At 37.6% G+C, this 22,312-nt stretch carries 16 protein-coding genes, 16 tRNA genes and 2 rRNA genes (1 of these 34 only partly in view); all 34 read left to right on the plus strand.

Going from position 1 to position 22,312, the window contains the following annotated elements:
- Window positions 1-1,815, plus strand: a 23S ribosomal RNA gene (locus tag NSQ40_RS02655) (it extends 1,107 nt beyond the left edge of the window).
- A 102-nt stretch (window positions 1,816-1,917) separates the two neighbouring features.
- Window positions 1,918-2,033 (plus strand): 5S ribosomal RNA (gene rrf / locus NSQ40_RS02660).
- 9 nt (window positions 2,034-2,042) lie between these two features.
- Window positions 2,043-2,117: transfer RNA gene (locus NSQ40_RS02665), tRNA-Asn, on the plus strand.
- A 5-nt stretch (window positions 2,118-2,122) separates the two neighbouring features.
- Window positions 2,123-2,214, plus strand: a tRNA-Ser gene (locus tag NSQ40_RS02670).
- Window positions 2,215-2,224: 10 nt separating this feature from the next.
- Window positions 2,225-2,299 (plus strand) — tRNA-Glu (locus NSQ40_RS02675).
- A 5-nt stretch (window positions 2,300-2,304) separates the two neighbouring features.
- A tRNA-Val gene (locus NSQ40_RS02680) sits at window positions 2,305-2,380 on the plus strand.
- A 24-nt stretch (window positions 2,381-2,404) separates the two neighbouring features.
- A tRNA-Met gene (locus tag NSQ40_RS02685) sits at window positions 2,405-2,481 on the plus strand.
- A gap of 3 nt (window positions 2,482-2,484) precedes the next feature.
- Window positions 2,485-2,560: transfer RNA gene (locus tag NSQ40_RS02690), tRNA-Asp, on the plus strand.
- A 9-nt stretch (window positions 2,561-2,569) separates the two neighbouring features.
- Window positions 2,570-2,645 (plus strand) — tRNA-Phe (locus tag NSQ40_RS02695).
- 14 nt (window positions 2,646-2,659) lie between these two features.
- Window positions 2,660-2,735: transfer RNA gene (locus NSQ40_RS02700), tRNA-Thr, on the plus strand.
- A 10-nt stretch (window positions 2,736-2,745) separates the two neighbouring features.
- Window positions 2,746-2,829 (plus strand) — tRNA-Tyr (locus NSQ40_RS02705).
- Window positions 2,830-2,843: 14 nt separating this feature from the next.
- Window positions 2,844-2,917 (plus strand) — tRNA-Trp (locus NSQ40_RS02710).
- A gap of 12 nt (window positions 2,918-2,929) precedes the next feature.
- Window positions 2,930-3,005, plus strand: a tRNA-His gene (locus tag NSQ40_RS02715).
- Window positions 3,006-3,070: 65 nt separating this feature from the next.
- Window positions 3,071-3,145: transfer RNA gene (locus tag NSQ40_RS02720), tRNA-Gln, on the plus strand.
- A gap of 5 nt (window positions 3,146-3,150) precedes the next feature.
- Window positions 3,151-3,225, plus strand: a tRNA-Gly gene (locus NSQ40_RS02725).
- Between the two features lie 14 nt (window positions 3,226-3,239).
- Window positions 3,240-3,310, plus strand: a tRNA-Cys gene (locus NSQ40_RS02730).
- A 10-nt stretch (window positions 3,311-3,320) separates the two neighbouring features.
- Window positions 3,321-3,402 (plus strand) — tRNA-Leu (locus NSQ40_RS02735).
- A 182-nt stretch (window positions 3,403-3,584) separates the two neighbouring features.
- Window positions 3,585-3,758 carry a hypothetical protein gene (locus NSQ40_RS02740; protein ID WP_170957071.1) on the plus strand — a complete coding sequence of 58 codons (174 nt, stop codon included), beginning with the start codon at window positions 3,585-3,587 and terminating at the stop codon, window positions 3,756-3,758.
- Window positions 3,759-4,055: 297 nt separating this feature from the next.
- Complete coding sequence (locus NSQ40_RS02745) at window positions 4,056-4,862, plus strand: C1 family peptidase (RefSeq protein WP_029427298.1); 807 nt, start codon at window positions 4,056-4,058, stop codon at window positions 4,860-4,862.
- An 838-nt stretch (window positions 4,863-5,700) separates the two neighbouring features.
- Window positions 5,701-6,420 carry a YebC/PmpR family DNA-binding transcriptional regulator gene (locus NSQ40_RS02750; RefSeq protein WP_003205196.1) on the plus strand — a complete coding sequence of 240 codons (720 nt, stop codon included), beginning with the start codon at window positions 5,701-5,703 and terminating at the stop codon, window positions 6,418-6,420.
- 150 nt (window positions 6,421-6,570) lie between these two features.
- Window positions 6,571-6,735 (plus strand): hypothetical protein, encoded by a 165-nt coding sequence (locus tag NSQ40_RS02755; protein ID WP_018765644.1) that lies wholly within the window; start codon window positions 6,571-6,573, stop codon window positions 6,733-6,735.
- A gap of 688 nt (window positions 6,736-7,423) precedes the next feature.
- Window positions 7,424-8,200, plus strand: coding sequence for a transglycosylase domain-containing protein (locus tag NSQ40_RS02760; protein ID WP_003195077.1), 777 nt, complete (start codon window positions 7,424-7,426; stop codon window positions 8,198-8,200).
- 191 nt (window positions 8,201-8,391) lie between these two features.
- Window positions 8,392-9,045, plus strand: a complete 654-nt coding sequence (locus NSQ40_RS02765; protein WP_141525807.1) for a DsbA family protein — start codon at window positions 8,392-8,394, stop codon at window positions 9,043-9,045.
- Window positions 9,046-9,156: 111 nt separating this feature from the next.
- Window positions 9,157-9,230 (plus strand) — tRNA-Gly (locus NSQ40_RS02770).
- A 209-nt stretch (window positions 9,231-9,439) separates the two neighbouring features.
- Window positions 9,440-10,582: a tRNA epoxyqueuosine(34) reductase QueG gene (queG, locus tag NSQ40_RS02775; protein ID WP_003195073.1), complete on the plus strand. Its 1,143-nt coding sequence runs from the start codon at window positions 9,440-9,442 to the stop codon at window positions 10,580-10,582.
- A gap of 77 nt (window positions 10,583-10,659) precedes the next feature.
- A complete protein-coding gene (locus NSQ40_RS02780; protein WP_224796257.1) occupies window positions 10,660-11,517 on the plus strand; it encodes an amidase domain-containing protein in 858 nt (285 codons plus the stop codon).
- Window positions 11,518-11,575: 58 nt separating this feature from the next.
- The gene (gene trmL, locus NSQ40_RS02785) at window positions 11,576-12,064 is read left to right on the plus strand and encodes a tRNA (uridine(34)/cytosine(34)/5-carboxymethylaminomethyluridine(34)-2'-O)-methyltransferase TrmL (RefSeq protein ID WP_003195070.1); all 489 of its coding nucleotides are present in this window, start codon (window positions 11,576-11,578) and stop codon (window positions 12,062-12,064) included.
- A gap of 403 nt (window positions 12,065-12,467) precedes the next feature.
- Window positions 12,468-14,363 carry a PrkA family serine protein kinase gene (locus tag NSQ40_RS02790; protein ID WP_003195068.1) on the plus strand — a complete coding sequence of 632 codons (1,896 nt, stop codon included), beginning with the start codon at window positions 12,468-12,470 and terminating at the stop codon, window positions 14,361-14,363.
- A 671-nt stretch (window positions 14,364-15,034) separates the two neighbouring features.
- Window positions 15,035-16,210, plus strand: a complete 1,176-nt coding sequence (gene yhbH, locus NSQ40_RS02795) for a sporulation protein YhbH (protein WP_033797684.1) — start codon at window positions 15,035-15,037, stop codon at window positions 16,208-16,210.
- Window positions 16,211-16,522: 312 nt separating this feature from the next.
- Complete coding sequence (locus NSQ40_RS02800; protein WP_098158992.1) at window positions 16,523-17,071, plus strand: NfeD family protein; 549 nt, start codon at window positions 16,523-16,525, stop codon at window positions 17,069-17,071.
- Window positions 17,072-17,083: 12 nt separating this feature from the next.
- Window positions 17,084-18,643: a flotillin family protein gene (locus NSQ40_RS02805; protein ID WP_003195033.1), complete on the plus strand. Its 1,560-nt coding sequence runs from the start codon at window positions 17,084-17,086 to the stop codon at window positions 18,641-18,643.
- A gap of 1,301 nt (window positions 18,644-19,944) precedes the next feature.
- Window positions 19,945-20,658 carry a response regulator transcription factor gene (locus tag NSQ40_RS02810; RefSeq protein ID WP_018765620.1) on the plus strand — a complete coding sequence of 238 codons (714 nt, stop codon included), beginning with the start codon at window positions 19,945-19,947 and terminating at the stop codon, window positions 20,656-20,658.
- Entirely contained in the window at window positions 20,655-21,713 is a 1,059-nt protein-coding gene (locus NSQ40_RS02815; protein WP_018765619.1) for a sensor histidine kinase, read from the plus strand. The genes NSQ40_RS02810 and NSQ40_RS02815 overlap by 4 nt, the downstream gene beginning before the upstream one ends.
- A 241-nt stretch (window positions 21,714-21,954) precedes the next feature.
- Entirely contained in the window at window positions 21,955-22,266 is a 312-nt protein-coding gene (locus NSQ40_RS02820; RefSeq protein WP_000587631.1) for a heavy metal-binding domain-containing protein, read from the plus strand.
- Window positions 22,267-22,312: the final 46 nt, after the last annotated feature.

Genomic DNA, 22,312 nt, shown 5'->3' on the forward strand with positions numbered 1-22,312 from the left:
GGCTTAGAAGCAGCCACCATTTAAAGAGTGCGTAATAGCTCACTAGTCGAGTGACTCTGCGCCGAAAATGTACCGGGGCTAAATACACCACCGAAGCTGCGAATTGATACCTATGGTATCAGTGGTAGGGGAGCGTTCTAAGGGCAGTGAAGTCAGACCGTAAGGACTGGTGGAGCGCTTAGAAGTGAGAATGCCGGTATGAGTAGCGAAAGACGGGTGAGAATCCCGTCCACCGAATGCCTAAGGTTTCCTGAGGAAGGCTCGTCCGCTCAGGGTTAGTCAGGACCTAAGCCGAGGCCGACAGGCGTAGGCGATGGACAACAGGTTGATATTCCTGTACCACCTCTTTATCGTTTGAGCAATGGAGGGACGCAGAAGGATAGAAGAAGCGTGCGATTGGTTGTGCACGTCCAAGCAGTTAGGCTGATAAGTAGGCAAATCCGCTTATCGTGAAGGCTGAGCTGTGATGGGGAAGCTCCTTATGGAGCGAAGTCTTTGATTCCCCGCTGCCAAGAAAAGCTTCTAGCGAGATAAAAGGTGCCTGTACCGCAAACCGACACAGGTAGGCGAGGAGAGAATCCTAAGGTGTGCGAGAGAACTCTGGTTAAGGAACTCGGCAAAATGACCCCGTAACTTCGGGAGAAGGGGTGCTTTCTTAACGGAAAGCCGCAGTGAATAGGCCCAAGCGACTGTTTAGCAAAAACACAGGTCTCTGCGAAGCCGTAAGGCGAAGTATAGGGGCTGACACCTGCCCGGTGCTGGAAGGTTAAGGAGAGGGGTTAGCGTAAGCGAAGCTCTGAACTGAAGCCCCAGTAAACGGCGGCCGTAACTATAACGGTCCTAAGGTAGCGAAATTCCTTGTCGGGTAAGTTCCGACCCGCACGAAAGGTGTAACGATTTGGGCACTGTCTCAACCAGAGACTCGGTGAAATTATAGTACCTGTGAAGATGCAGGTTACCCGCGACAGGACGGAAAGACCCCGTGGAGCTTTACTGTAGCCTGATATTGAATTTTGGTACAGTTTGTACAGGATAGGCGGGAGCCTTTGAAGCCGGAGCGCTAGCTTCGGTGGAGGCGCTGGTGGGATACCGCCCTGACTGTATTGAAATTCTAACCTACGGGTCTTATCGACCCGGGAGACAGTGTCAGGTGGGCAGTTTGACTGGGGCGGTCGCCTCCTAAAGTGTAACGGAGGCGCCCAAAGGTTCCCTCAGAATGGTTGGAAATCATTCGTAGAGTGCAAAGGCATAAGGGAGCTTGACTGCGAGACCTACAAGTCGAGCAGGGACGAAAGTCGGGCTTAGTGATCCGGTGGTTCCGCATGGAAGGGCCATCGCTCAACGGATAAAAGCTACCCCGGGGATAACAGGCTTATCTCCCCCAAGAGTCCACATCGACGGGGAGGTTTGGCACCTCGATGTCGGCTCATCGCATCCTGGGGCTGTAGTCGGTCCCAAGGGTTGGGCTGTTCGCCCATTAAAGCGGTACGCGAGCTGGGTTCAGAACGTCGTGAGACAGTTCGGTCCCTATCCGTCGTGGGCGTAGGAAATTTGAGAGGAGCTGTCCTTAGTACGAGAGGACCGGGATGGACGCACCGCTGGTGTACCAGTTGTTCTGCCAAGGGCATAGCTGGGTAGCTATGTGCGGAAGGGATAAGTGCTGAAAGCATCTAAGCATGAAGCCCCCCTCAAGATGAGATTTCCCATAGCGTAAGCTAGTAAGATCCCTGAAAGATGATCAGGTTGATAGGTTCGAGGTGGAAGCATGGTGACATGTGGAGCTGACGAATACTAATAGATCGAGGACTTAACCATATAATATGAAGCAAATGTTATCTAGTTTTGAGAGAACATGAAAAAACTTATTGACTTTTTTAATCAATCAAGTATAATAATGTTTGTCTCGAGTGAATGTAGTCTGGTAATGATGGCAGAGAGGTCACACCCGTTCCCATACCGAACACGGAAGTTAAGCTCTCTAGCGCCGATGGTAGTTGGGGCCTTGCCCCTGTGAGAGTAGGACGTTGCCAGGCTAATATCATTCCGCAGTAGCTCAGCGGTAGAGCTATCGGCTGTTAACCGATCGGTCGTAGGTTCGATTCCTACCTGCGGAGCCATGATTGGAGAGCTGTCCGAGTTGGCCGAAGGAGCACGATTGGAAATCGTGTATACGTCACAAGCGTATCAAGGGTTCGAATCCCTTGCTCTCCGCCATAATATTTTTGGCCCGTTGGTCAAGTGGTTAAGACACCGCCCTTTCACGGCGGTAACACGGGTTCGAATCCCGTACGGGTCACCACTTTTGGAGGATTAGCTCAGCTGGGAGAGCACCTGCCTTACAAGCAGGGGGTCGGCGGTTCGATCCCGTCATCCTCCACCATATATAACATATGAATAGTATTGTCGCGGGGTGGAGCAGTTCGGTAGCTCGTCGGGCTCATAACCCGAAGGTCGCAGGTTCAAATCCTGTCCCCGCAACCAAATGGTCCCGTGGTGTAGTGGTTAACATGCCTGCCTGTCACGCAGGAGATCGCCGGTTCGACCCCGGTCGGGACCGCCATTTATTTATGGCTCGGTAGCTCAGTCGGTAGAGCAGAGGACTGAAAATCCTCGTGTCGGCGGTTCGATTCCGTCCCGAGCCACCATTTTAACTAAATATGCCGGCTTAGCTCAATTGGTAGAGCAACTGACTTGTAATCAGTAGGTTGGGGGTTCAAGTCCTCTAGCCGGCACCATGTAAGTTTCGGAGGGGTAGCGAAGTGGCTAAACGCGGCGGACTGTAAATCCGCTCCTTCGGGTTCGGCAGTTCGAATCTGCCCCCCTCCACCATTTACATTTTATATAGGGGTATAGTTTAAAGGTAGAACAGAGGTCTCCAAAACCTCCAGTGTGGGTTCAATTCCTACTACCCCTGCCAAAACACAACATGGCGGTTGTGGCGAAGTGGTTAACGCACCGGATTGTGGCTCCGGCATTCGTGGGTTCGATTCCCATCAGTCGCCCCATTTTTATTTTTTAACATTTGTAAATAAAGTAGTTAATACTTGCATATAATGAATTAAAACTTCGGTGGGCTATAGCCAAGCGGTAAGGCAACGGACTTTGACTCCGTCATGCGCTGGTTCGAATCCAGCTAGCCCAGCCATTTTTGCGGAAGTAGTTCAGTGGTAGAATACAACCTTGCCAAGGTTGGGGTCGCGGGTTCGAATCCCGTCTTCCGCTCCAAAGTAATTTAATATGGCGGCATAGCCAAGTGGTAAGGCAGAGGTCTGCAAAACCTTTACCACCGGTTCAAATCCGGTTGCCGCCTTTCTTATTATGCCGATGTGGCGGAATTGGCAGACGCGCACGACTCAAAATCGTGTTCCTTCGGGAGTGTCGGTTCGACCCCGACCATCGGTATCAAAAAGACGAGTAATCGTCTTTTTTATTTGTCTTCGGATTGATTATATCGTACATATTAAGCGCTTCTTACTTCGGTAAGGAGTGCTTTTTTTTGCGTTTATAGACGTTGAATTCTTAGATGACTATATTAACTCGAAGCGTGCGAGCAAATCGTTTACGTTGAGTGTGGAGGTGTAGTTGTGGTAAGACGAAGGAACGTGTTAAATGATCGCGAATTATCTGTTGTTCACAAAAGTAAAAAGTCGTACGTAGAAATGTTTGAGGATGCGCTAAGTATTTTTACGAAGAATTGTGAGTTACGTAATTTAAGGCCTCATACGATTGGGCTTTATCGTAAGGAAGTATCTGCCTAAACCATTTACATGAGCAAGGTATCGACAGTATAAATTTAAAGTTGTATAACGTCACAGAGGAACATAGTAAAGAAAACGTCATTTTATATATGCGTAATGAAGTAGAAAATCCTACGGAGCCCCGCGTTTAATTATCGGAAGTGACCACCATTCTCGTTGGCTTTACTCGTTTTTTTTTATACGAGGAAGTCAAAGTATAACCAAGACTCTCTGTTATAGAATACATATTTTCCAATGTATATGTTAAGGATATATATTGAATGACTTTGTCTATAAGGAAAGGACGAATGTTTAAATATGAATTCAAAAGAATCAATTCTTAGCCTTACTAGTAATAATGATATTGTTAAATACCTAAATGTGAGGAAAGACCCTATTGATTTACGAGATAGAATGTTTCAAAGTTATCTTTTTAGTAATGAGGAGGATCTTCCAACTCAAGTGGATCTTCGAGAGCGAATGTCAGATGTTGTAGATCAAGGTCAACTTGGTTCTTGTACAGCAAACGCTATTGTATCCGGATTACGTGAGTATCTCTTAAAACAATCGGGACGCCCATTTGTTCTATTATCGCGCTTATATCTGTATTATCATGAACGAAAAATAGAGGGAGACATTCAAAATGATAATGGAGCTATTTTGCGAGATGGGATGAGTGTACTTGAAAAGCTGGGAGTCTGTCCGGAGAAAGATTACCCTTACCAAATAGAGCATTTTCGTGATACACCATCCTCGAAATCGGAAAATGATGCATTACTTTATCGGATTGGGCAATATAGTCGTGTGCAAGATTTACCACGATTAAAATCTGCACTGGCGCATGGACTTCCAGTAGTTCTTGGTTTTCTAGTTACAAATGCCTTTTATCATTCTGATGAGGTAAGAAAAACTGGAATCGTACCTATCTCAGGAACTGATGATGTAATTATAGAAGATGGACAACCAGCAGGACATGCTGTATGTGCTGTTGGGTATGATGATGATAAAAAAGTTGTGATTATTCGAAACAGCTGGGGGACAGAATGGGGAGATGAAGGGTATTGTTATTTTCCATATGAATTATTCCAAAACGGAATTGTACAGGATATGTGGACCGGACGTTAATTTCAGAATAAGGAAGGAGGATAAAAAGATTATTCTAATTCCTCCTCTTTGAATAATCTTTTTTTGTATTGCGTATACTATCTGCAAGCCGACTTTCCTTCGGCTTCACTCTTTCAAAACGGGGCGCTCTCTCTTCCGTGTCGTGCAAGAACGTAGCGGGGGACTTAATCAGTTGCCTGCTGTTTTTGCGAATAAACGTAAAAATTCTTGTCCACAATAACTAAAGAAGATATCTTAAGCTATTCGTAGCAACCTCCAGCAAATGTTTTTTGTACGACCGTTCTTGTAAAAGAGGCGGTCTTATTTACGTATTGCTATAAACACAAAGAAAAACTCTTATAGTATCAGTCATTCTGTTATCGGTACTAGCTGAACAAAAGTTAACACTACGAGCAATTCTCACCGTTCGCACCACGCATTAAAACCGTGCATTTTAATCGGCAGTGAGTCCGAGAGTTCGATGAACCAAATCATGCGCATTATGAGGAAACACACTTTGTATTAAATAAATTTGGAGATGGAATTGCTAGATCATTAACGAAATCTGGAGACCTTTCAGAACCAAAATAATGGGTTGTAAAAGTAGGCTTCCATTTTAGGAGGCTTTTTGTATTTACACTGTAAAATCATGTTATTTGAGTGTTAAATTCGTAATGAATTATGAATTTAAGGTATAATATAATTTGGTGAATGAACGAAATTATATTGATTTATATTATGTCAGTAATGCGAATCAATAATGAACTTTTTGTATTTATTTTGAAAAAGTGTTGAATAAACATTGTATTTCATATTAATATTTTTATGTAGATTTAAACGTGAAAGAGAGTGGAACAGTATGGGCCGTAAATGGAATAATATTAAAGACAAAAAAGCATCAAAAGATGCAAATACAAGCCGTATATATGCGAAATTTGGACGTGAGATTTATGTGGCTGCAAAACAAGGTGAGCCAGATCCAGAATCAAATCAAACGTTGAGAGTCGTATTAGAACGTGCAAAAACATACAATGTACCAAGAACAATCATTGATCGTGCGATTGAAAAAGCAAAAGGTGGTTCTGAAGAAAATTACGACGAGCTTCGTTATGAAGGATTCGGACCAAATGGATCTATGGTAATTGTAGATACACTTACAAATAACGTGAATCGTACTGCAGCGGATGTACGAGCTGCGTTTAGTAAAAATAGTGGTAATATGGGCGTAAATGGATCCGTAGCATATATGTTTGATGCAACTGCTGTTATTGGGCTTGAAGGAAAAACAGCAGATGAAGTGCTTGAAATTTTAATGGAAGCAGATGTAGACGCGCGTGATATTCTAGAAGAAGAGGAAGCAGTTATCGTTTATGCTGAACCTGATCAGTTCCATTCGGTACAAGCAGCGCTTAAGGATGCTGGTATTACTGAATTTACAGTTGCTGAGCTAACAATGCTTGCACAAAATGATTTAACACTTCCAGAAGATGCACAAGTACAATTTGAAAAAATGATTGATGCATTAGAAGATTTAGAAGATGTTCAACAAGTTTATCACAATGTGGATTTGGGTGAATAATATCTAAAAAAGAGACCTTTTGTTATTTAGAACAAAAGGTCTCTTTTTTAGATTGTTTATAGCCTAAAAGAAAAGGATTCTTACAATAATTAATGAATATTAATATATATTGTATTTGGAATTATACTAATGTTCTTTGGGGGCTATAAAATGGAATATACAACACCAAGGCATATTGTTGCTGTTTCTGCTTACATAAAATATATAACACGCCCACATATGAAGTCGAGAACACTTGATGCCATAAAAGCAAAGAATTTCATTCCATATGAAACATGGAAAGTAGATCCTTATGATTTGATAGGGAGATTATAGATTATTTCATCTATTATTAATTTCAAAAGGGCAAGTGATTTGAGATATCATCAAATCAATCGTCCTTTTTTGCTTATATTGTGTAAGTAAAAATGTCTAGTATGATGTTTAATCGGTGAAATTAGGTAAAGTAATAAGATAAAAAATATACATAGTAAATACATATTGATTATAAGAACGTTCGTTTGGTATTATATCTATATTGTTCCAATTGGACTGTTATATTAATTTTTTAGAAATACTGTAGAAAAAATGTTAGGAGGGAACCAACTAAAACTAAAAATATGCCAGGTGATATAATAGAAGAAGGATGGATATGTGATTTTAAAGCAATTCATCTGAATATATATATCCATTTTGATTTTCCGACATATAAGTCGCGGCTATGAAAACAAAAGAGGATCTCCACTCATTTGCTCCCTTTGTTTTCACGTGGCATGGGGCCAAAAAAGGCACTGACCGCTTCTATACATGGCCGGATCCTCTCTCCCATCTAAAAAGAAGGGGGGTATGTTGTTTTTTTTATTTCGATGTATATAGAATCTTACCATTTTTTCTGCTAGAATATGTATTTTATAACTTACAACATTGTAAGGTAGGTGTAAGAGAAATCAATTGGAGATTGTTTTAAAAAACGGTATTCTTAATGTAAGGATTATATATGGTGTAAGGAAAAGAGGTGTGCATAATGAAAGAACGAGTACTGTCTAGAGTCAACTATCATCAAAAAGTTTCATTCAATCCAATTACAAAGTTTCTTTATAAAGCTATTATTTTATTATTACTACTGAGTTGTACATTATTATTTGTCGGAAATGTAATGATTGAAAGAAGTGATATTAGTAAGCTACATGTACCTGCTAAATTAGAGGTGCCAGAATCTCTGGCTCACGCATTTATTGCGACAGAAGATAAAAGGTTTTATCACCATAACGGCTTAGACTATATAGCAATTGTTCGAGCTTCTATTGAAAATATAAAAGCTGGTGGTGTTGTACAAGGTGGAAGTACAATTACACAGCAGCTTTCCAAAAATGCTTTTTTATCCAATGAACGTACATTTTCTCGTAAATGGAAAGAAGTTTTTTATACAAAAAAAATTGAGCGAACATTTACTAAAGATGAGATTTTGAAATTATATGTAAGCAATATTTATTACGGAGAAGGTGCATGGGGGATTGAAAAAGCATCCAAGCTATACTTTGGCAAAACGGTAAATCAATTAACATTAAGTGAGAGTGCAATGATGGCTGCTGTTGTGAAAGCTCCTGCTTATTATTCTCCTGCTCAAAATTATGACAAAGCAGTAGAAAGACGAAATGTCGTTTTGAAATTAATGGAACGAGAAGGATATATTAGTCATGATGAATATGTGCAAGCAATTAGTGAAAAATTAGTAATTCGTCATGACATTCCAACTCAGCATTCATTGCAAAAAGTAGCTCGTGAAAAAGTGGTAAGTTAAAAGTGAAGTTCCATAGGGGAACTTCACTTTTTTTTGAATAAGACTGCCAAAGAAGAGACACAATATTGACACATTTGTTGTGTTTTTGGAAATTATGTGAGCGTGTTCATTGCATGATGTATAAAAGTATTGATATCATGTGTAATGTGTACAACAATGTATACAGAATATGAATTTAAAGAGGAATGTATATGAAATCATCAAATAAAATCATGGCTCTTGGTATTGTTTTTTCTATTGCAGTGTTAATTGTAATTGGAACAGTTGCGTACAGTATCATAAATGACAAAAAAGATAAAGGGAATGAAATGTTTGCTTATTCCACGCAGCAATCTTTAGGTAAGGAAGATGCACCCGTTAAGGTTGTTGAATTTGGGGATTTTAAATGTCCAGCTTGTCGAACTTGGGATACGACTGTATTACCTCGTTTAAAAGAGGAGTATATTAATAAAGGGAAAGTCCAGTTTTATTTCATTAATTTTCCGTTTATTGGAAAAGATTCTAATTTAGGTGCAGCGGCTGGTGAAGCGATTTATAAACAAGACCCAGAATCTTTCTGGACATTCTATGATGAAATTTATCAAATTCAGAAGAAAGATACTGAAGAATGGATTACAGAAGAACTGCTTCTTAATATAGTGAAGGAAAAACTTCCGAAAGTTAATATAGAACAGTTTAAAAAAGATTTACATAGCAAAGAAACCCAAGAGAAAGTACGTAAGGATTCCGATCGTGCACAAAAATTAAAAGTACAAGGTGCTCCTTCAGTATATGTAAATGGGAATCTTTCAAATCCTGATTATGATAGTATGAAAAAGGCAATCGATAAAGAATTGAAAAAGTGATGATTATTCATCACTTTTCGACTTTTTTCGATAAAATTCTTGCTTGGACTTTTATTACATGCTATACTATTTTACATAAGTTATTTCAATATCTTATGTTTTTTCATATTTGCGGGTGTAGTTTAGTGGTAAAACAAGAGCCTTCCAAGCTCTGGTCGAGAGTTCGATTCTCTTCACCCGCTCCAGATATTATTTCATATTATCATAATAAATTGTGATCAACGCAGTGTTTCGTTTCTAAGATAAACGAGGCATTGCGTTTTTTAATGTTTGGAAATGAAGATTTTATGCGAAAATAGAATTAAGGACTATGATTACGAAGTGGATTGCTAACCATCAGTAGGTGATTACTTGTTTGATGAGGATATGTATTCATCGTAGAAGGAGGCAAAGCATGAATTTTGAGCAATTAAAGCAAGATGTTATAGCGTATAGTAAAACAATTGGAATAGATAAAATAGGCTTTGCGAGTGCCTCACCATTTGAAGAATTAAAACAGCGTTTAATTCAGCAGCAACAATTAAATTATCAGTCTGGATTTGAAGAACCTGATATTGAAAAAAGAACGAATCCACAGTTACTATTGCCAGGAGCAAAATCCATTATTGCAATTGCATTAGCGTATCCATCAAAGTTGAAAAATGCACCGTTAAGTAAACGAGGAGAAAGACGTGGTATTTTTTGCCGTGCTTCTTGGGGACAAGATTATCATCTTGTTTTGCGGGATCGCCTGCAAAAATTAGAGGCGTATTTAATTGAGAAGCTTCCTGATATAGAAGTGAGATCAATGGTGGATACGGGAGAGTTGAGCGATCGCGCTGTTTCGGAGCGTGCTGGTATTGGATGGAGCGGTAAAAACTGTTCTATTATTACGCCAGAATTTGGCTCCTATGTGTATTTAGGTGAAATGATTACGAACGTACCATTTCCGCCGGATCAACCAATAGAAGATCAGTGCGGAAGTTGTACAAAGTGTATTGATATTTGTCCAACTGGTGCACTTGTACAGGGAGGACAATTAGATTCAAAAAAATGTATTGCTTTTTTAACGCAAACAAAAGGGTTTCTCCCAGAAGAATATCGAGATAAAATTGGAAATCGTATTTACGGCTGTGATACGTGTCAAACAGTTTGTCCAAAGAACAGAGGGAAGGACTTTCATAACCATCCAGAAATGGAGCCAGATCCAGAGCTTGTTAAACCATTATTAACTCCATTATTAACGATAAGTAATCGGGATTTCAAAGAAAAATATGGCATTATGTCTGGATCATGGCGCGGGAAAAAACCATTGCAACGAAATGCAATTTTAGCCCTTGCTCATTTCAAGGAAACCACAGCAACTCCTGATTTAATTGGTGTTATGAAAGATGATCCAAGACCCGTAATTCGTGGGACAGCAGCATGGGCTCTAGGAAAAATCGGTGGTGAAGGTGTAGGAGAAGCGATTGAAAAGGCGATGGAGCGTGAAAAGGATGAAGAAGTTCTTCATGAAATGAATCGCGGTCTTGAAATGTTAGCTGAGAAAAAACAGTAGATAATACCTCTTTTTTTCATATTGTGTAATATGGGAGGGAGAGGCCTGTGTTGGTAAAGAAACAGCTTGAACAACAGATGCAACAATTTTTAGCGTATATTACAAATAAACGTGTAAGCGTCGATAAGATTCCTGCTGATTTACTACAAGTATTACAGCGAAAAAGAAGTTTGTTTCAAAAACGTGATGCTGAAATTGTAAAGGCAACAGCGGACGTATCTTTTATAAGACAATTGAATAGTAAGCAATATCAAGAAGTAGATTATCAAGTTCATTTGAAATATTTAGTTCATCATCATGAATTATTCTACATGGAAGAAGAACAATTAGAACGGCGTGTTTATCTGAAAGATGGGCGTATTGTAGAAGATAAAGATATTGCAGTGAAAGAAGAAAAGGTCCAAGGGGAAACGTTAGAGCGTGAGATAACGAAAGGAAAGTATGATTCGTATCAATATAATCGCTTAGAAGCTGTCAAATATGCGGAGCGTTGGTGGGATGATCGAAACCCTGCGTATCGTAATTTTCCTGATAATTGTACGAATTTTATTTCACAGTGTCTGCATATTGGTGAAACACCAATGACTGGGTATCCTAACATTCGTAAAGGATGGTGGCAAAGGGAGAATCAGTGGAGCTGGAGCTGGGCAGTTGCTCATTCATTTTATTGGTATTTATCAGGGGCTACAACAGGACTTCGTGCTAAAGCGGTAGAAAATCCGGAAGACCTGCTACTTGGTGATGTAATTGTTTATGATTTTGAAGATGATGGTAGATGGAATCATACAACAATAGTTGTAGCCAAAGATGCGGACGGCATGCCGCTTGTAAATGCCCATTCTGCTAATAGCCGCAGGCGTTATTGGAATTATGAAGATTCCAGTAAATATACACCACAAATGAAATATAAATTTTTTCATATTATTAATGGGTAGAGATTTTTCACTCAAGTGGTATAATACGTAGTAGACAAAAGATTGAGGTGAATATAACGTGGGAGTACATGTTGTTTTATATCAACCAGAAATTCCAGCAAATACAGGGAACATTGCACGTACTTGTGCAGCCACTGGAACAGAATTACATTTAATTCGGCCACTTGGATTTTCAACGGATGATAAAATGTTAAAACGTGCCGGTCTTGACTACTGGCAGCACGTAAAAATTACGTATTATGATTCGATTGAAGAGTTTTATGAAAAAAATAAAGACGGTGAATTCTTCTATTTAACAAAGTATGGTGAAAAAGCACATACAGCGTTTGATTATAGTAAGGTAGAGAAAGATTATTATTTTGTATTTGGAAGAGAAACAAACGGATTGCCAGCAAACGTAATTGAAGAAAACTTCGATCATTGTTTACGTATTCCAATGACTGACAAAGTACGTTCTTTAAATTTATCCAATACAGCAGCGATTTTAATTTATGAGGCATTCCGCCAACAAAATTATCCAGGTTTAGATTTAGAGATTGTATATTAAAATTTAAATGTAATAGCAGACAAAAAGTGATGGGCTTAGGCCCATCACTTTTTGTTTGTACCTGGTTTATCATTATATCCTGAAGTGAAAATTGCAGTAAGAAATGTAAGTGAGACACCTAAAATTAATAATAATTTCATGTGAGACCTCCTTCTTCATATTTTATTTAAAATAATTTTGATCTGAAGTTTATGTAGATTCTATGGAAGTAAAGAAGATATATCCTGTAAGAATGGAGAACAAGTTCCCTAGTATTTTTATTATACCGAATTTTCTTTTAACTTTGGGGTGAAATTTATAATGTTTGTAGAAGATTTCATTTTGATTTAAAGAATGTTTAAGGACATCCTCGCATACCTTTTATAATAATCCGATTGAACAAGGAGATGGGGGAGGAGCTATAATGGATATTCTAAAGAAAATTGAACAGCATCGAGAAGCAGAAGAACGTTTACAATGGGAAGGTACGTTTGCGGAATATTTGGAGCTTGTTAAAGAACGACCATGGGTGGCTCAAACTGCACACTCTCGCATTTACAATATGATTAAAGATGCTGGCATTGAAGAAGTAGAGGGTAGAAAAAAATATAATTTTTTTAGCAATCAGCTATTTGGATTAGAAGAAGCATTAGAGCGTCTTGTGGAAGAATATTTTCATCCGTCTGCGAAACGTTTAGATGTTAGAAAACGGATTTTATTATTAATGGGACCAGTTAGTGGTGGGAAATCCACGTTAGTCACTATGTTAAAACGGGGATTAGAGACATACTCGCGTACAGATCGAGGAGCTATTTTTGCGATAAAAGGTTGCCCGATGCATGAAGATCCTCTTCATTTAATACCACATCATTTACGTGATGACTTTTACGATGAATATAGGGTAAGAATTGAAGGGAATTTGTCACCATTAAATGTGATGCGTTTAGAAAAAGAATATGGTGGAAGAATTGAAGATGTGATTGTAGAACGTATTTTCTTCTCGGAAGATCGCCGGACAGGAATTGGTACATTTAGTCCTTCAGATCCAAAATCACAGGATATTGCAGATTTAACAGGGAGTATTGATTTTTCTACAATTGCAGAATATGGTTCAGAGTCAGATCCACGTGCATACCGTTTTGATGGAGAGTTAAATAAAGCAAACCGTGGTATGATGGAATTTCAGGAGATGTTAAAATGTGATGAGAAATTTTTATGGCATCTATTATCTCTTACACAAGAGGGGAATTTCAAAGCGGGGAGATTTGCACTTATTTCAGCAGATGAATTAATTGTAGCCCACACGAATGAAACAGAGTATCGCTCCTTTATTTCTAACAAGAAGAATGAGGCGTTACATTCAAGGATTATTGTAATGCCGGTTCCATATAATTTACGAGTGAGTGAAGAAGAACATATTTATGAAAAGATGATTCATGAAAGCGATGTTGCCAATGTACACATTGCGCCGCACACACTTCGCGTCGCAGCAATGTTCACGATTTTAACACGCTTGAAGGATCCGAAGCGTCCGGATATTGATTTAATTAAAAAGATGCGTTTGTATGACGGAGAAATGGTAGAAGGTTACAATGCAATTGATGTAGAGGAATTGCAGCGTGAATATCAGGATGAAGGTATGAGTGGTATTGATCCGCGTTATGTCATTAACCGTATTTCTTCTACTATTATTAGAAAAGAAGTACCATCGATTAATGCGCTTGATGTGTTACGTTCATTAAAAGATGGGTTAGATCAACATCCATCTATTAGTAATGAAGATCGGGAGCGCTATATGAATTTCATTTCATTAGCACGGAAAGAGTACGATGAAATTGCCAAGAAAGAAGTACAAAAAGCATTCGTGTATTCGTATGAAGAATCAGCTAAGACGCTTATGGATAATTACTTGGATAACGTTGAGGCATATTGCAATAAATCAAAATTACGTGATCCATTAACAGGTGAAGAAATGAGTCCAGATGAAAAGCTGATGCGTTCTATTGAAGAGCAAATTGGTATTTCAGAAAATGCAAAGAAAGCGTTCCGAGAAGAAATTTTAATACGCATTTCAGCTTATGCTCGTAAAGGAAAACGTTTTGATTATAACTCACATGAACGCCTTCGCGAAGCAATCCAGAAAAAATTATTTGCTGATTTGAAAGATATTGTGAAAATTACAACATCTACAAAAACACCAGATGAAAATCAGCTGAAGAAAATTAATGATGTTGTAGCACGCTTAATCGATGAACATGGCTATAATTCTTCATCAGCAAATGAATTGCTTCGCTATGTAGGTAGCTTGTTGAATCGATAGCTTGATAATAAAACGCTGTCTCTAATGAAAGCAGAGGCAGCGTTTTTGTATCTATCTGATTGAAGTAATGGAACTTTACTATATAAATCCATTTCGATTTTCAAACATCTAAATTGTGGTTATGAAAAAATCTCCATTCATTTCTTCCTGTTGTTTTCACAAGGAAGGGGGCCAAAAAAGGAACTGACCACTACTAGGCTTGGCCGGATGCTCTCTTCCACCTAAAAAGTAGGTGCTGTATTGGTTTTTCAATATGTATTTATATAGTGAATGTTTCCTGGAGACTTGTCCAAACATAATAAATTAGGGTGCAATTTCATGAATTTATTGTCAATTATTTTTACAATACGCATATGATAGAGTAACCAACCATTCATACAGAAAAAGCCAACACAATACAATATGTTGCAGAGTGGAAAAGTGTGCAACAATGAATTGTGTTTCTTTCTTATCAGCTAAAGAAATTTCAATTTAAAATGAATGCCAAAGTTTTTGTTAAGGAAGTTCGGAGCAATACGTAAAAAAGCTATGGGTGTCTTATGATTATGGAAAAAGTAAGTTCTAATGAACAGATACTTTTTAACTACTCTTGTTGCTACATCATAACCTCAAATTTGTATATTACTGTTTATTAGAGAAAATAAGGAAAATCACAGTAAGGAGGGAAAAAGATGGGCGAAGAAAATCAACCAAATTATACAATTTCACAGGAAAACTGGTCCCTCCATCGCAAAGGACATGACGATCAACAACGCCATCAAGAAAAGGTGCAAGAGGCAATTAAGAATAACTTACCAGACCTTGTGACAGAAGAAAATATCGTGATGTCTAATGGTAGGGACGTTGTAAAGATACCAATTCGGTCTTTAGATGAATATAAAATTAGATATAACTACGATAAGAATAAACATGTTGGGCAAGGAACTGGTGATAGTAAAGTTGGCGATGTGGTTGCAAGAGATGGGTCAGGTGGTCAAAAGCAAAAAGGACCAGGAAAAGGGCAAGGTGCAGGGGATGCAGCTGGAGAAGATTATTATGAAGCAGAAGTATCAATTTTAGAATTAGAGCAAGCATTTTTTAAAGAGTTGGAGCTGCCTAATTTAAAGCGGAAAGAAATGGATGAAAATCGTATTGAACATATTGAATTTAATGACATTAGAAAAACAGGATTGTGGGGAAATATTGATAAAAAACGGACGATGATCTCAGCTTACAAACGAAATGCTATGAATGGAAAGCCAGCTTTTCATCCAATTCGTCAAGAAGATTTGAAGTTCCGAACATGGAATGAAGTGTTGAAGCCAGATTCCAAAGCTGTTGTATTAGCAATGATGGATACGAGCGGATCTATGGGAATTTGGGAGAAGTATATGGCGCGTAGTTTCTTCTTTTGGATGACAAGATTCTTACGTACAAAGTACGAAACGGTAGATATAGAGTTTATTGCGCATCACACAGAAGCGAAGGTCGTGACAGAAGAGGAGTTTTTCTCAAAAGGAGAAAGTGGTGGAACAATCTGTTCCTCTGTTTATAGAAAAGCACTTGAGCTTATAGATGGCAAGTATTCACCGGAACGCTATAATATTTATCCATTTCATTTTTCAGATGGAGATAACTTAACATCAGATAATGCTCGGTGTGTGAAGTTTGTGCAAGAATTGATGAAGGTATGTAATATGTTTGGGTATGGGGAAGTAAACCAGTACAATCGTCACAGTACGCTTATGTCAGCCTATAAAAATATTAAAGATGAGAATTTCAGATACTATATTTTAAAGCAGAAAGCTGATGTGTTTCATGCAATGAAGAGCTTTTTTAGAGAAGAATCAGGTGAGAAAATGGCGTAGCCCCTTTTTTAAGGGGTTTTTTATATAATAGAATATTCATTCATGTGTAATAAAAGGGAAAAAATTGAAGTAGAAATATTTATATAACTTTACTTTTTATGTAAAATAGTATATTATATAAATATACAATATAACGGTTATTTTCTAGGAGGAGCCTGTCACCATAGGCTCCTCCTGTTCTTTTTTAAGCAGCCTGTCGTACAGGTTTTTTTTTAAAAGATTAAATAACTGAAAATTAGGAAAAATAATTTTTGAAAGAGGTGAGGCATACATATAACAAAGAGAGAGGTAATGATGAAAGGGGGATAAGGCATGACATTGTTGGGTTATCCGCTTGAGACAATTTATTTATATGGATTTATTATTGCTACCGTACTTACTGTTATTTATATCTTTTTTGGAGATATATTTGAATCCATAGTTAGCTTCGGAGGTGGATCTACATCTATTGTAACGTTGCTGCTCAGTTTCTTTGCCATGCTTTGTGGTTTTAGTTATATAGGAGAGTATTTATTTACTTGGAATAGTATTGTTATTTTTAGTCTTTCTTTCGGCATATCTTTTATTGGAGTTTTCCTAATGAAAATATTGATTTTAAAACCAATTGCAGAAGCTGAACAAAATACAGTGCAACGTATGGCTGAATTTGTTGGATGCAAAGGAGAAGTGATTATTACCATCCCGAAAGAAGGATTTGGAGAAGTATTAGTTTCTTCGCAATTTGGAAGTAATGCGATACCAGCTAAGACAATTGGAAAGAAAGATATTTTACAAGGAACCGAGGTCATTATTGAGGGAGTTCAAGATGGTGTTTTGCTTGTACAGAACATCGCTTATTCTTTAAAAAAACCAAAGTTATAAGGGGGAATTTGAATGATTCCATTAATTATCGGTGGTATATTACTCGCAATCTTACTTTTACTTATTTTGGTGTTTATCACAAAATATCGTACAGTTGGTCCTGATGAGGCGCTGATTGTAACAGGGAACTGGCTTGGTGACGGGAAAAACGTTGTCACAACAGATGATGGTAAAAAAATTAAAATTATTCGTGGTGGTGGTACGTTTGTTGTACCAATTATGCAACGAGCGGAACTTCTTAGTTTATTAAACTATAAATTAGAAGTTGGAACACGTGATACGTATACAAAGCAAGGGGTGCCAGTTACGGTAAATGGTGTTTCTATTATTAAAGTAGGTTCAACAATTGAAGAAGTATCTACAGCAGCTGAACAATATTTAGGGAAAGAAACGGAAGAGTTAAAAGTTGAAGCGAAAGAAGTATTAGAAGGCCATTTACGTGCTATCTTATCTTCAATGACAGTGGAGGATGCTTATAGTAATAGAGAGCAATTTGCACAAAAAGTACATGAAGTTGCTTCGACAGATTTGAAGAAAATGGGGCTTCGTATTGTCTCCTTTACGATTAAAGAAATCATGGATAAAAATGGTTATTTAGATGCTTTAGGTCAACCGCAAATCGCAACAGTGAAACGTGATGCAACAATTGCGAATGCAGAGCGTGAAAAAGAAGCACGTATTGAAAAAGCTCGTGCGGAGAAAGAAGCAAAAGAAGCTGAATATCAACGTGATGCACAAATTGCTGAGGCTGAAAAGCATAAAGAATTAAAAGTACAATCATATAAGAGAGAGCAAGAGCAAGCACGTGCCGATGCGGACCTTTCTTATGAATTACAACAAGCAAAAGCACAACAAGGTGTTACAGAAGAGCAAATGCGCGTTAAAATCATTGAGCGTGAAAAGCAAATTGAATTAGAAGAAAAAGAAATTGCGCGTCGTGAAAAACAATACGACGCGGAAGTAAAGAAGAAAGCAGATGCAGATCGTTATGCAGTTGAACAATCAGCGGAAGCGGAAAAAGTAAAACAAATGAAAAAAGCAGATGCAGATCAATATAAGATTGAAGCAGAAGCAAGAGCACGTGCGGAAGAGGTGCGTGTAGAAGGTTTAGCAAAAGCCGAAATTGAAAAGGCACAAGGGCAAGCAAAAGCAGAAGTTCAAAAAGCGCAAGGTACAGCGGAAGCGGATGTTATCCGATTAAAAGGTTTAGCAGAAGCAGAAGCGAAGCAAAAAATTGCGGAAGCATTCGAATTATATGGGCAAGCGGCAATTATGGATATGGTTCTTAAAATGCTTCCAAGCTACGCAAAAGAAATTGCAAGCCCACTTAGTAACATTGATAAGATTACTGTTGTGGATACAGGCGGCGGTGGAAAAAACAGCGGAGCTGGAAAAGTGGCAGGATATGCGACGGATTTAATGGCAACAATGCAAGAAACATTAAAAGCTTCTTCTGGTATTGATTTGAAAGAGTTATTAGAAGGATTTGCCGGAAAAGGTACTGTGCAGCAAATGGTGAGTGAGAAGCCTGTTGTGCAAGTAGTGGAAGAAAACGAGAAAAGTGAAAAATAACGAAGGAAGGCCTCTAGCATTAGGGGCCTTTTTAGGCTCTAATGTAAAGCGAAAATAAAAGAGAATATAGCGCATATATTTCTAGCGGAATTATATTTGATGATATAAATGCAAACAATTGATGGATGAATTCTTTCTATTTTGGACAGGTTGATTCTGTAAATCAATTTTTCTTTTTCATATTGATCATGTCCTTTTTTAGATTGATAGTATCAGTATGTCAAGGTTTTATAAATTTCTCGCACCAGAATCTCGCTAGCATCATACATGCCGCACTCATGCCACCTAATGCTTTGGAAAGAAATAATCCCCATATATGATTGGCAAATTCAAATAAAGATTCAGAGGAAGAACAAAGAAGTAACCCCAGTATAATCAATTTTTGATTGAATCTATCTATCTATCTATCTATCTATCTATCTATCTATCTATCTATCTATCTATATTCCGGTGATAGGAGGTGTTAGTAATTGAGTAAATGTAAATGTAGCAATATTTCATTATAGTCAGTAACTAATTGTAACGTATTCATATAAAAAGACATTATAGGAACAACAAGATCGATTCCTAAAAATAAAGAAATTGAATAATATCAGGGCTAAAGATATCTTTTCTGCTGCATACAATTATGTTATTTCTTTCAATGTGTTAAATTTAATTCAAATAAAGTAAATTTAGATTAATGGAGAAATGATTGTGTGTTAAACTACATTAAAATATGTTTAATTATAATTCGTTACACAACTTGCTACAAGAACATTAGGAGGATTAGAAAGATGAGGAAATTGAAAGCAAAGATATACAAGTATGGAAAGGTTAATATCCTTTACTAAACAAGCTCATTTCAATGGAGGAAGTATTTTGAATCAACCCTGATATCGAAGAATTTCAAAAAGGATTGAAAATAGCGTTAGAGAAGCAGAATTAATTTAATATGGGGAATTTGAACTTCATATAGCGTTTGAAAAAGCTACTTCTATTCAAGGGAGATTACAAATAGGATGGGCTGTTGTGTATAGCGTAACTCAAATATTTTTTATAGTTATATAAACAGAATTATTAATGTGATATAAAAATTATTGTGTAACTCCATTTTTATCCCGCATTAACGGACAGTAACACTCCCACCTCAAAATTCAGCGAAGGCAAAGAAGTTAGGTAGGAGATGAACTGTCCGTAAAAGCCCGATTCGTTCAACTAATAATCAGTGGTGGATGAAGAAAACCCCCACTGATTAAAGTTTCACTTTATTTAGTGTGCTGTTATCGCAGTTTTTATAAGGAACAGAGGAGACTTAATGTATGAAAAAAAGAATTGTAATCATAGAAGATGAAGATAATATCCGAGAAATATGTAAACGGTACTTGGAAAGAGAAGGATATGAAGTATACACCGCTGTAAACGGAATAGAAGGTTGGAACGTATTTCAGCAATATCAACCAGATTTAATTATTTTAGATTTGATGATGCCGAAAAAAGATGGCTGGGAATTATGTGAGGAAATTCGCCAATACTCTAATGTCCCTATTATTATGTTAACCGCTAGAGGAGAAGAAAGAGATCGAATTTTAGGATTAACAATGGGCGCGGATGATTATGTGACAAAGCCGTTTTCACCTCGTGAATTAGTATTAAGGGTGCAAATTATATTAAGAAGAGGAAATCAAGCAACGATACAAGAGAAAGAACCTGTATCAGAAATGATAGAGTTCCTAGATTTGAAGATTGATCCAACGAAAAGACGTGTATTTGTTTGTGGACATGAAATTGAGTTAACAGTGAAAGAATTTGAGGTACTTTATATAATGGCAAAACATCCAAAACAAGTATTCTCACGATCTCAACTTCTTGAACAGATATGGAATTTTGAGTATGAAGGGTGCACAAATGCAGTAACTGTGTTAATGAGTCGTCTACGTGAAAAATTGGAGAAGCATACAACAAAGAATCGTTGGATTCATACAGTTTGGGGCATAGGATATCGCTTTGAGCCAGATGGAGGAAATGAAACATGAAGTTACGGAATCAATTGTTATTGATGAATTTATTAAGCACGGGAATCATAGTAATTTCGATCTGGTATAGTGACAGAAGAATGTTACTTAGACCGGAACAAACACGGTTATTAATAGGAATTGTGATGGTAGCAATGATTCTTTCAACGATTATTTACTGGTTAATGACACGTCCTATTATGAGATCTATTCAAAATTTAATTGCATTAACGAAACAATTTAGTGATAGACACTTTGAAACGATGTATATAATCGGGAAAGAACCAGAAGAGTTTAAAGAATTAGCGACAGCTTTTCAACAAATGGCTAAAAAATTAGAAGAAAGCTTTACTAAGTTAGAACAAGGAGAAAAAGCACGTACAGAACTAATTGCGAATATTTCCCATGACTTACGAACCCCTATGGCTAGCATACAATTGATGATAGAAGCGTTACAAGATGGTTTAATTGAAGATCCTAATATGAAAATGCAGTATCTAACGACAATCCTAAACGAAATTCAAAGATTAAGTGGATTAATTAATAATTTGTTTGAGCTTTCTAAGCTAGAACTTGGACAAGGAGCCTTTCACCCCAGTTTAACACATGTGGACAGCATTCTATTAGAAGTACTAGATTCCCATGCGATCTTATTGAAGGACAAAAATATCCATTTACAATTGCACGTTTCGGATACATTGCCACGACTTTGGATTATGCCATGTAAAATAGTGCGGGTTATCAGTAATTTGTTACATAATGCGATTCGGCATTCCCCCACATTTGGAACAATCGAGTTAATTGTGGAGGAAAATAAACAAAAACAGCAAGTTACATTCATTTTGCGTGATGAAGGGGAAGGGATTTCTTACGATGATCAATTACGTATATTTGAACGTTTTTTCAGAACAGACCCATCAAGAAGCTCACAATCTGGAGGGTCTGGACTTGGACTCGCCATTGCAAAATCACTAGTTGAAATACACAAAGGAGAAATTGGTGTTCAAGATCGTTCGGATGGGAAACAGGGATGTGAATTTTGGTTTACTCTTCCCATTGCATCAGAAAAGAAATAATACGGTTGAAAGACTTTTGTAACATTTATGAGAGAGAAATGAAAGATTTGTTAGCTATGATGAAGTTAATCTTACTAGTAGATGTTTTATAACTCATCTAGAAAACTTAGTGACTTATGAAATCTTACAAACCTGTCATCTTTATGTAAGGTTATTAGATAGTTCATTTATTATTTTAATGTGATAATAAAGGTATAAGAAATACCAGTAAATTTTTAGATATTATAGGAGAGTGTCAGTAATGATTATAACAACAACTTCAACGATTCAAGGAAAAGAAATTATTGAGTATATCGATATTGTAAACGGTGAAGCGATTATGGGGGCAAATATTGTACGTGATCTATTTGCTTCTGTTCGTGACGTTGTCGGTGGCCGCTCTGGTGCATATGAAAGTAAATTAAAAGAAGCTCGTGATATTGCAATGGAAGAGATGAAAACTCTTGCGAAGCAAAAAGGTGCAAATGCAATTGTTGGTATTGATGTAGACTACGAGGTCGTTCGTGATGGAATGTTAATGGTTGCTGTTAGTGGTACAGCTGTACGTGTATAAAATAAAAAGTATAATTGCTAAAGCGCCTTGTTAAGAGTGAGGTGCT

Origin of the sequence: Bacillus sp. FSL K6-6038 (assembly GCF_038050455.1) — a bacterium.
Lineage (GTDB): Bacteria > Bacillota > Bacilli > Bacillales > Bacillaceae_G > Bacillus_A > Bacillus_A pseudomycoides.

What these genes read in the sequence shown, in the direction of transcription:
- NSQ40_RS02765 (WP_141525807.1), top strand. Translation starts at nt 8,392, where the DNA reads ATGAAATCATCAAATAAAATCATGGCTCTTGGTATTGTTTTTTCTATT.
- NSQ40_RS02745 (WP_029427298.1), top strand. Translation starts at nt 4,056, where the DNA reads ATGAATTCAAAAGAATCAATTCTTAGCCTTACTAGTAATAATGATATT.
- NSQ40_RS02755 (WP_018765644.1), top strand. Translation starts at nt 6,571, where the DNA reads ATGGAATATACAACACCAAGGCATATTGTTGCTGTTTCTGCTTACATA.
- NSQ40_RS02780 (WP_224796257.1), top strand. Translation starts at nt 10,660, where the DNA reads ATGCAACAATTTTTAGCGTATATTACAAATAAACGTGTAAGCGTCGAT.
- NSQ40_RS02760 (WP_003195077.1), top strand. Translation starts at nt 7,424, where the DNA reads ATGAAAGAACGAGTACTGTCTAGAGTCAACTATCATCAAAAAGTTTCA.
- NSQ40_RS02750 (WP_003205196.1), top strand. Translation starts at nt 5,701, where the DNA reads ATGGGCCGTAAATGGAATAATATTAAAGACAAAAAAGCATCAAAAGAT.
- NSQ40_RS02805 (WP_003195033.1), top strand. Translation starts at nt 17,084, where the DNA reads ATGATTCCATTAATTATCGGTGGTATATTACTCGCAATCTTACTTTTA.
- NSQ40_RS02800 (WP_098158992.1), top strand. Translation starts at nt 16,523, where the DNA reads ATGACATTGTTGGGTTATCCGCTTGAGACAATTTATTTATATGGATTT.
- NSQ40_RS02815 (WP_018765619.1), top strand. Translation starts at nt 20,655, where the DNA reads ATGAAGTTACGGAATCAATTGTTATTGATGAATTTATTAAGCACGGGA.
- yhbH (WP_033797684.1), top strand. Translation starts at nt 15,035, where the DNA reads ATGGGCGAAGAAAATCAACCAAATTATACAATTTCACAGGAAAACTGG.
- queG (WP_003195073.1), top strand. Translation starts at nt 9,440, where the DNA reads ATGAATTTTGAGCAATTAAAGCAAGATGTTATAGCGTATAGTAAAACA.
- NSQ40_RS02810 (WP_018765620.1), top strand. Translation starts at nt 19,945, where the DNA reads ATGAAAAAAAGAATTGTAATCATAGAAGATGAAGATAATATCCGAGAA.
- NSQ40_RS02790 (WP_003195068.1), top strand. Translation starts at nt 12,468, where the DNA reads ATGGATATTCTAAAGAAAATTGAACAGCATCGAGAAGCAGAAGAACGT.
- NSQ40_RS02820 (WP_000587631.1), top strand. Translation starts at nt 21,955, where the DNA reads ATGATTATAACAACAACTTCAACGATTCAAGGAAAAGAAATTATTGAG.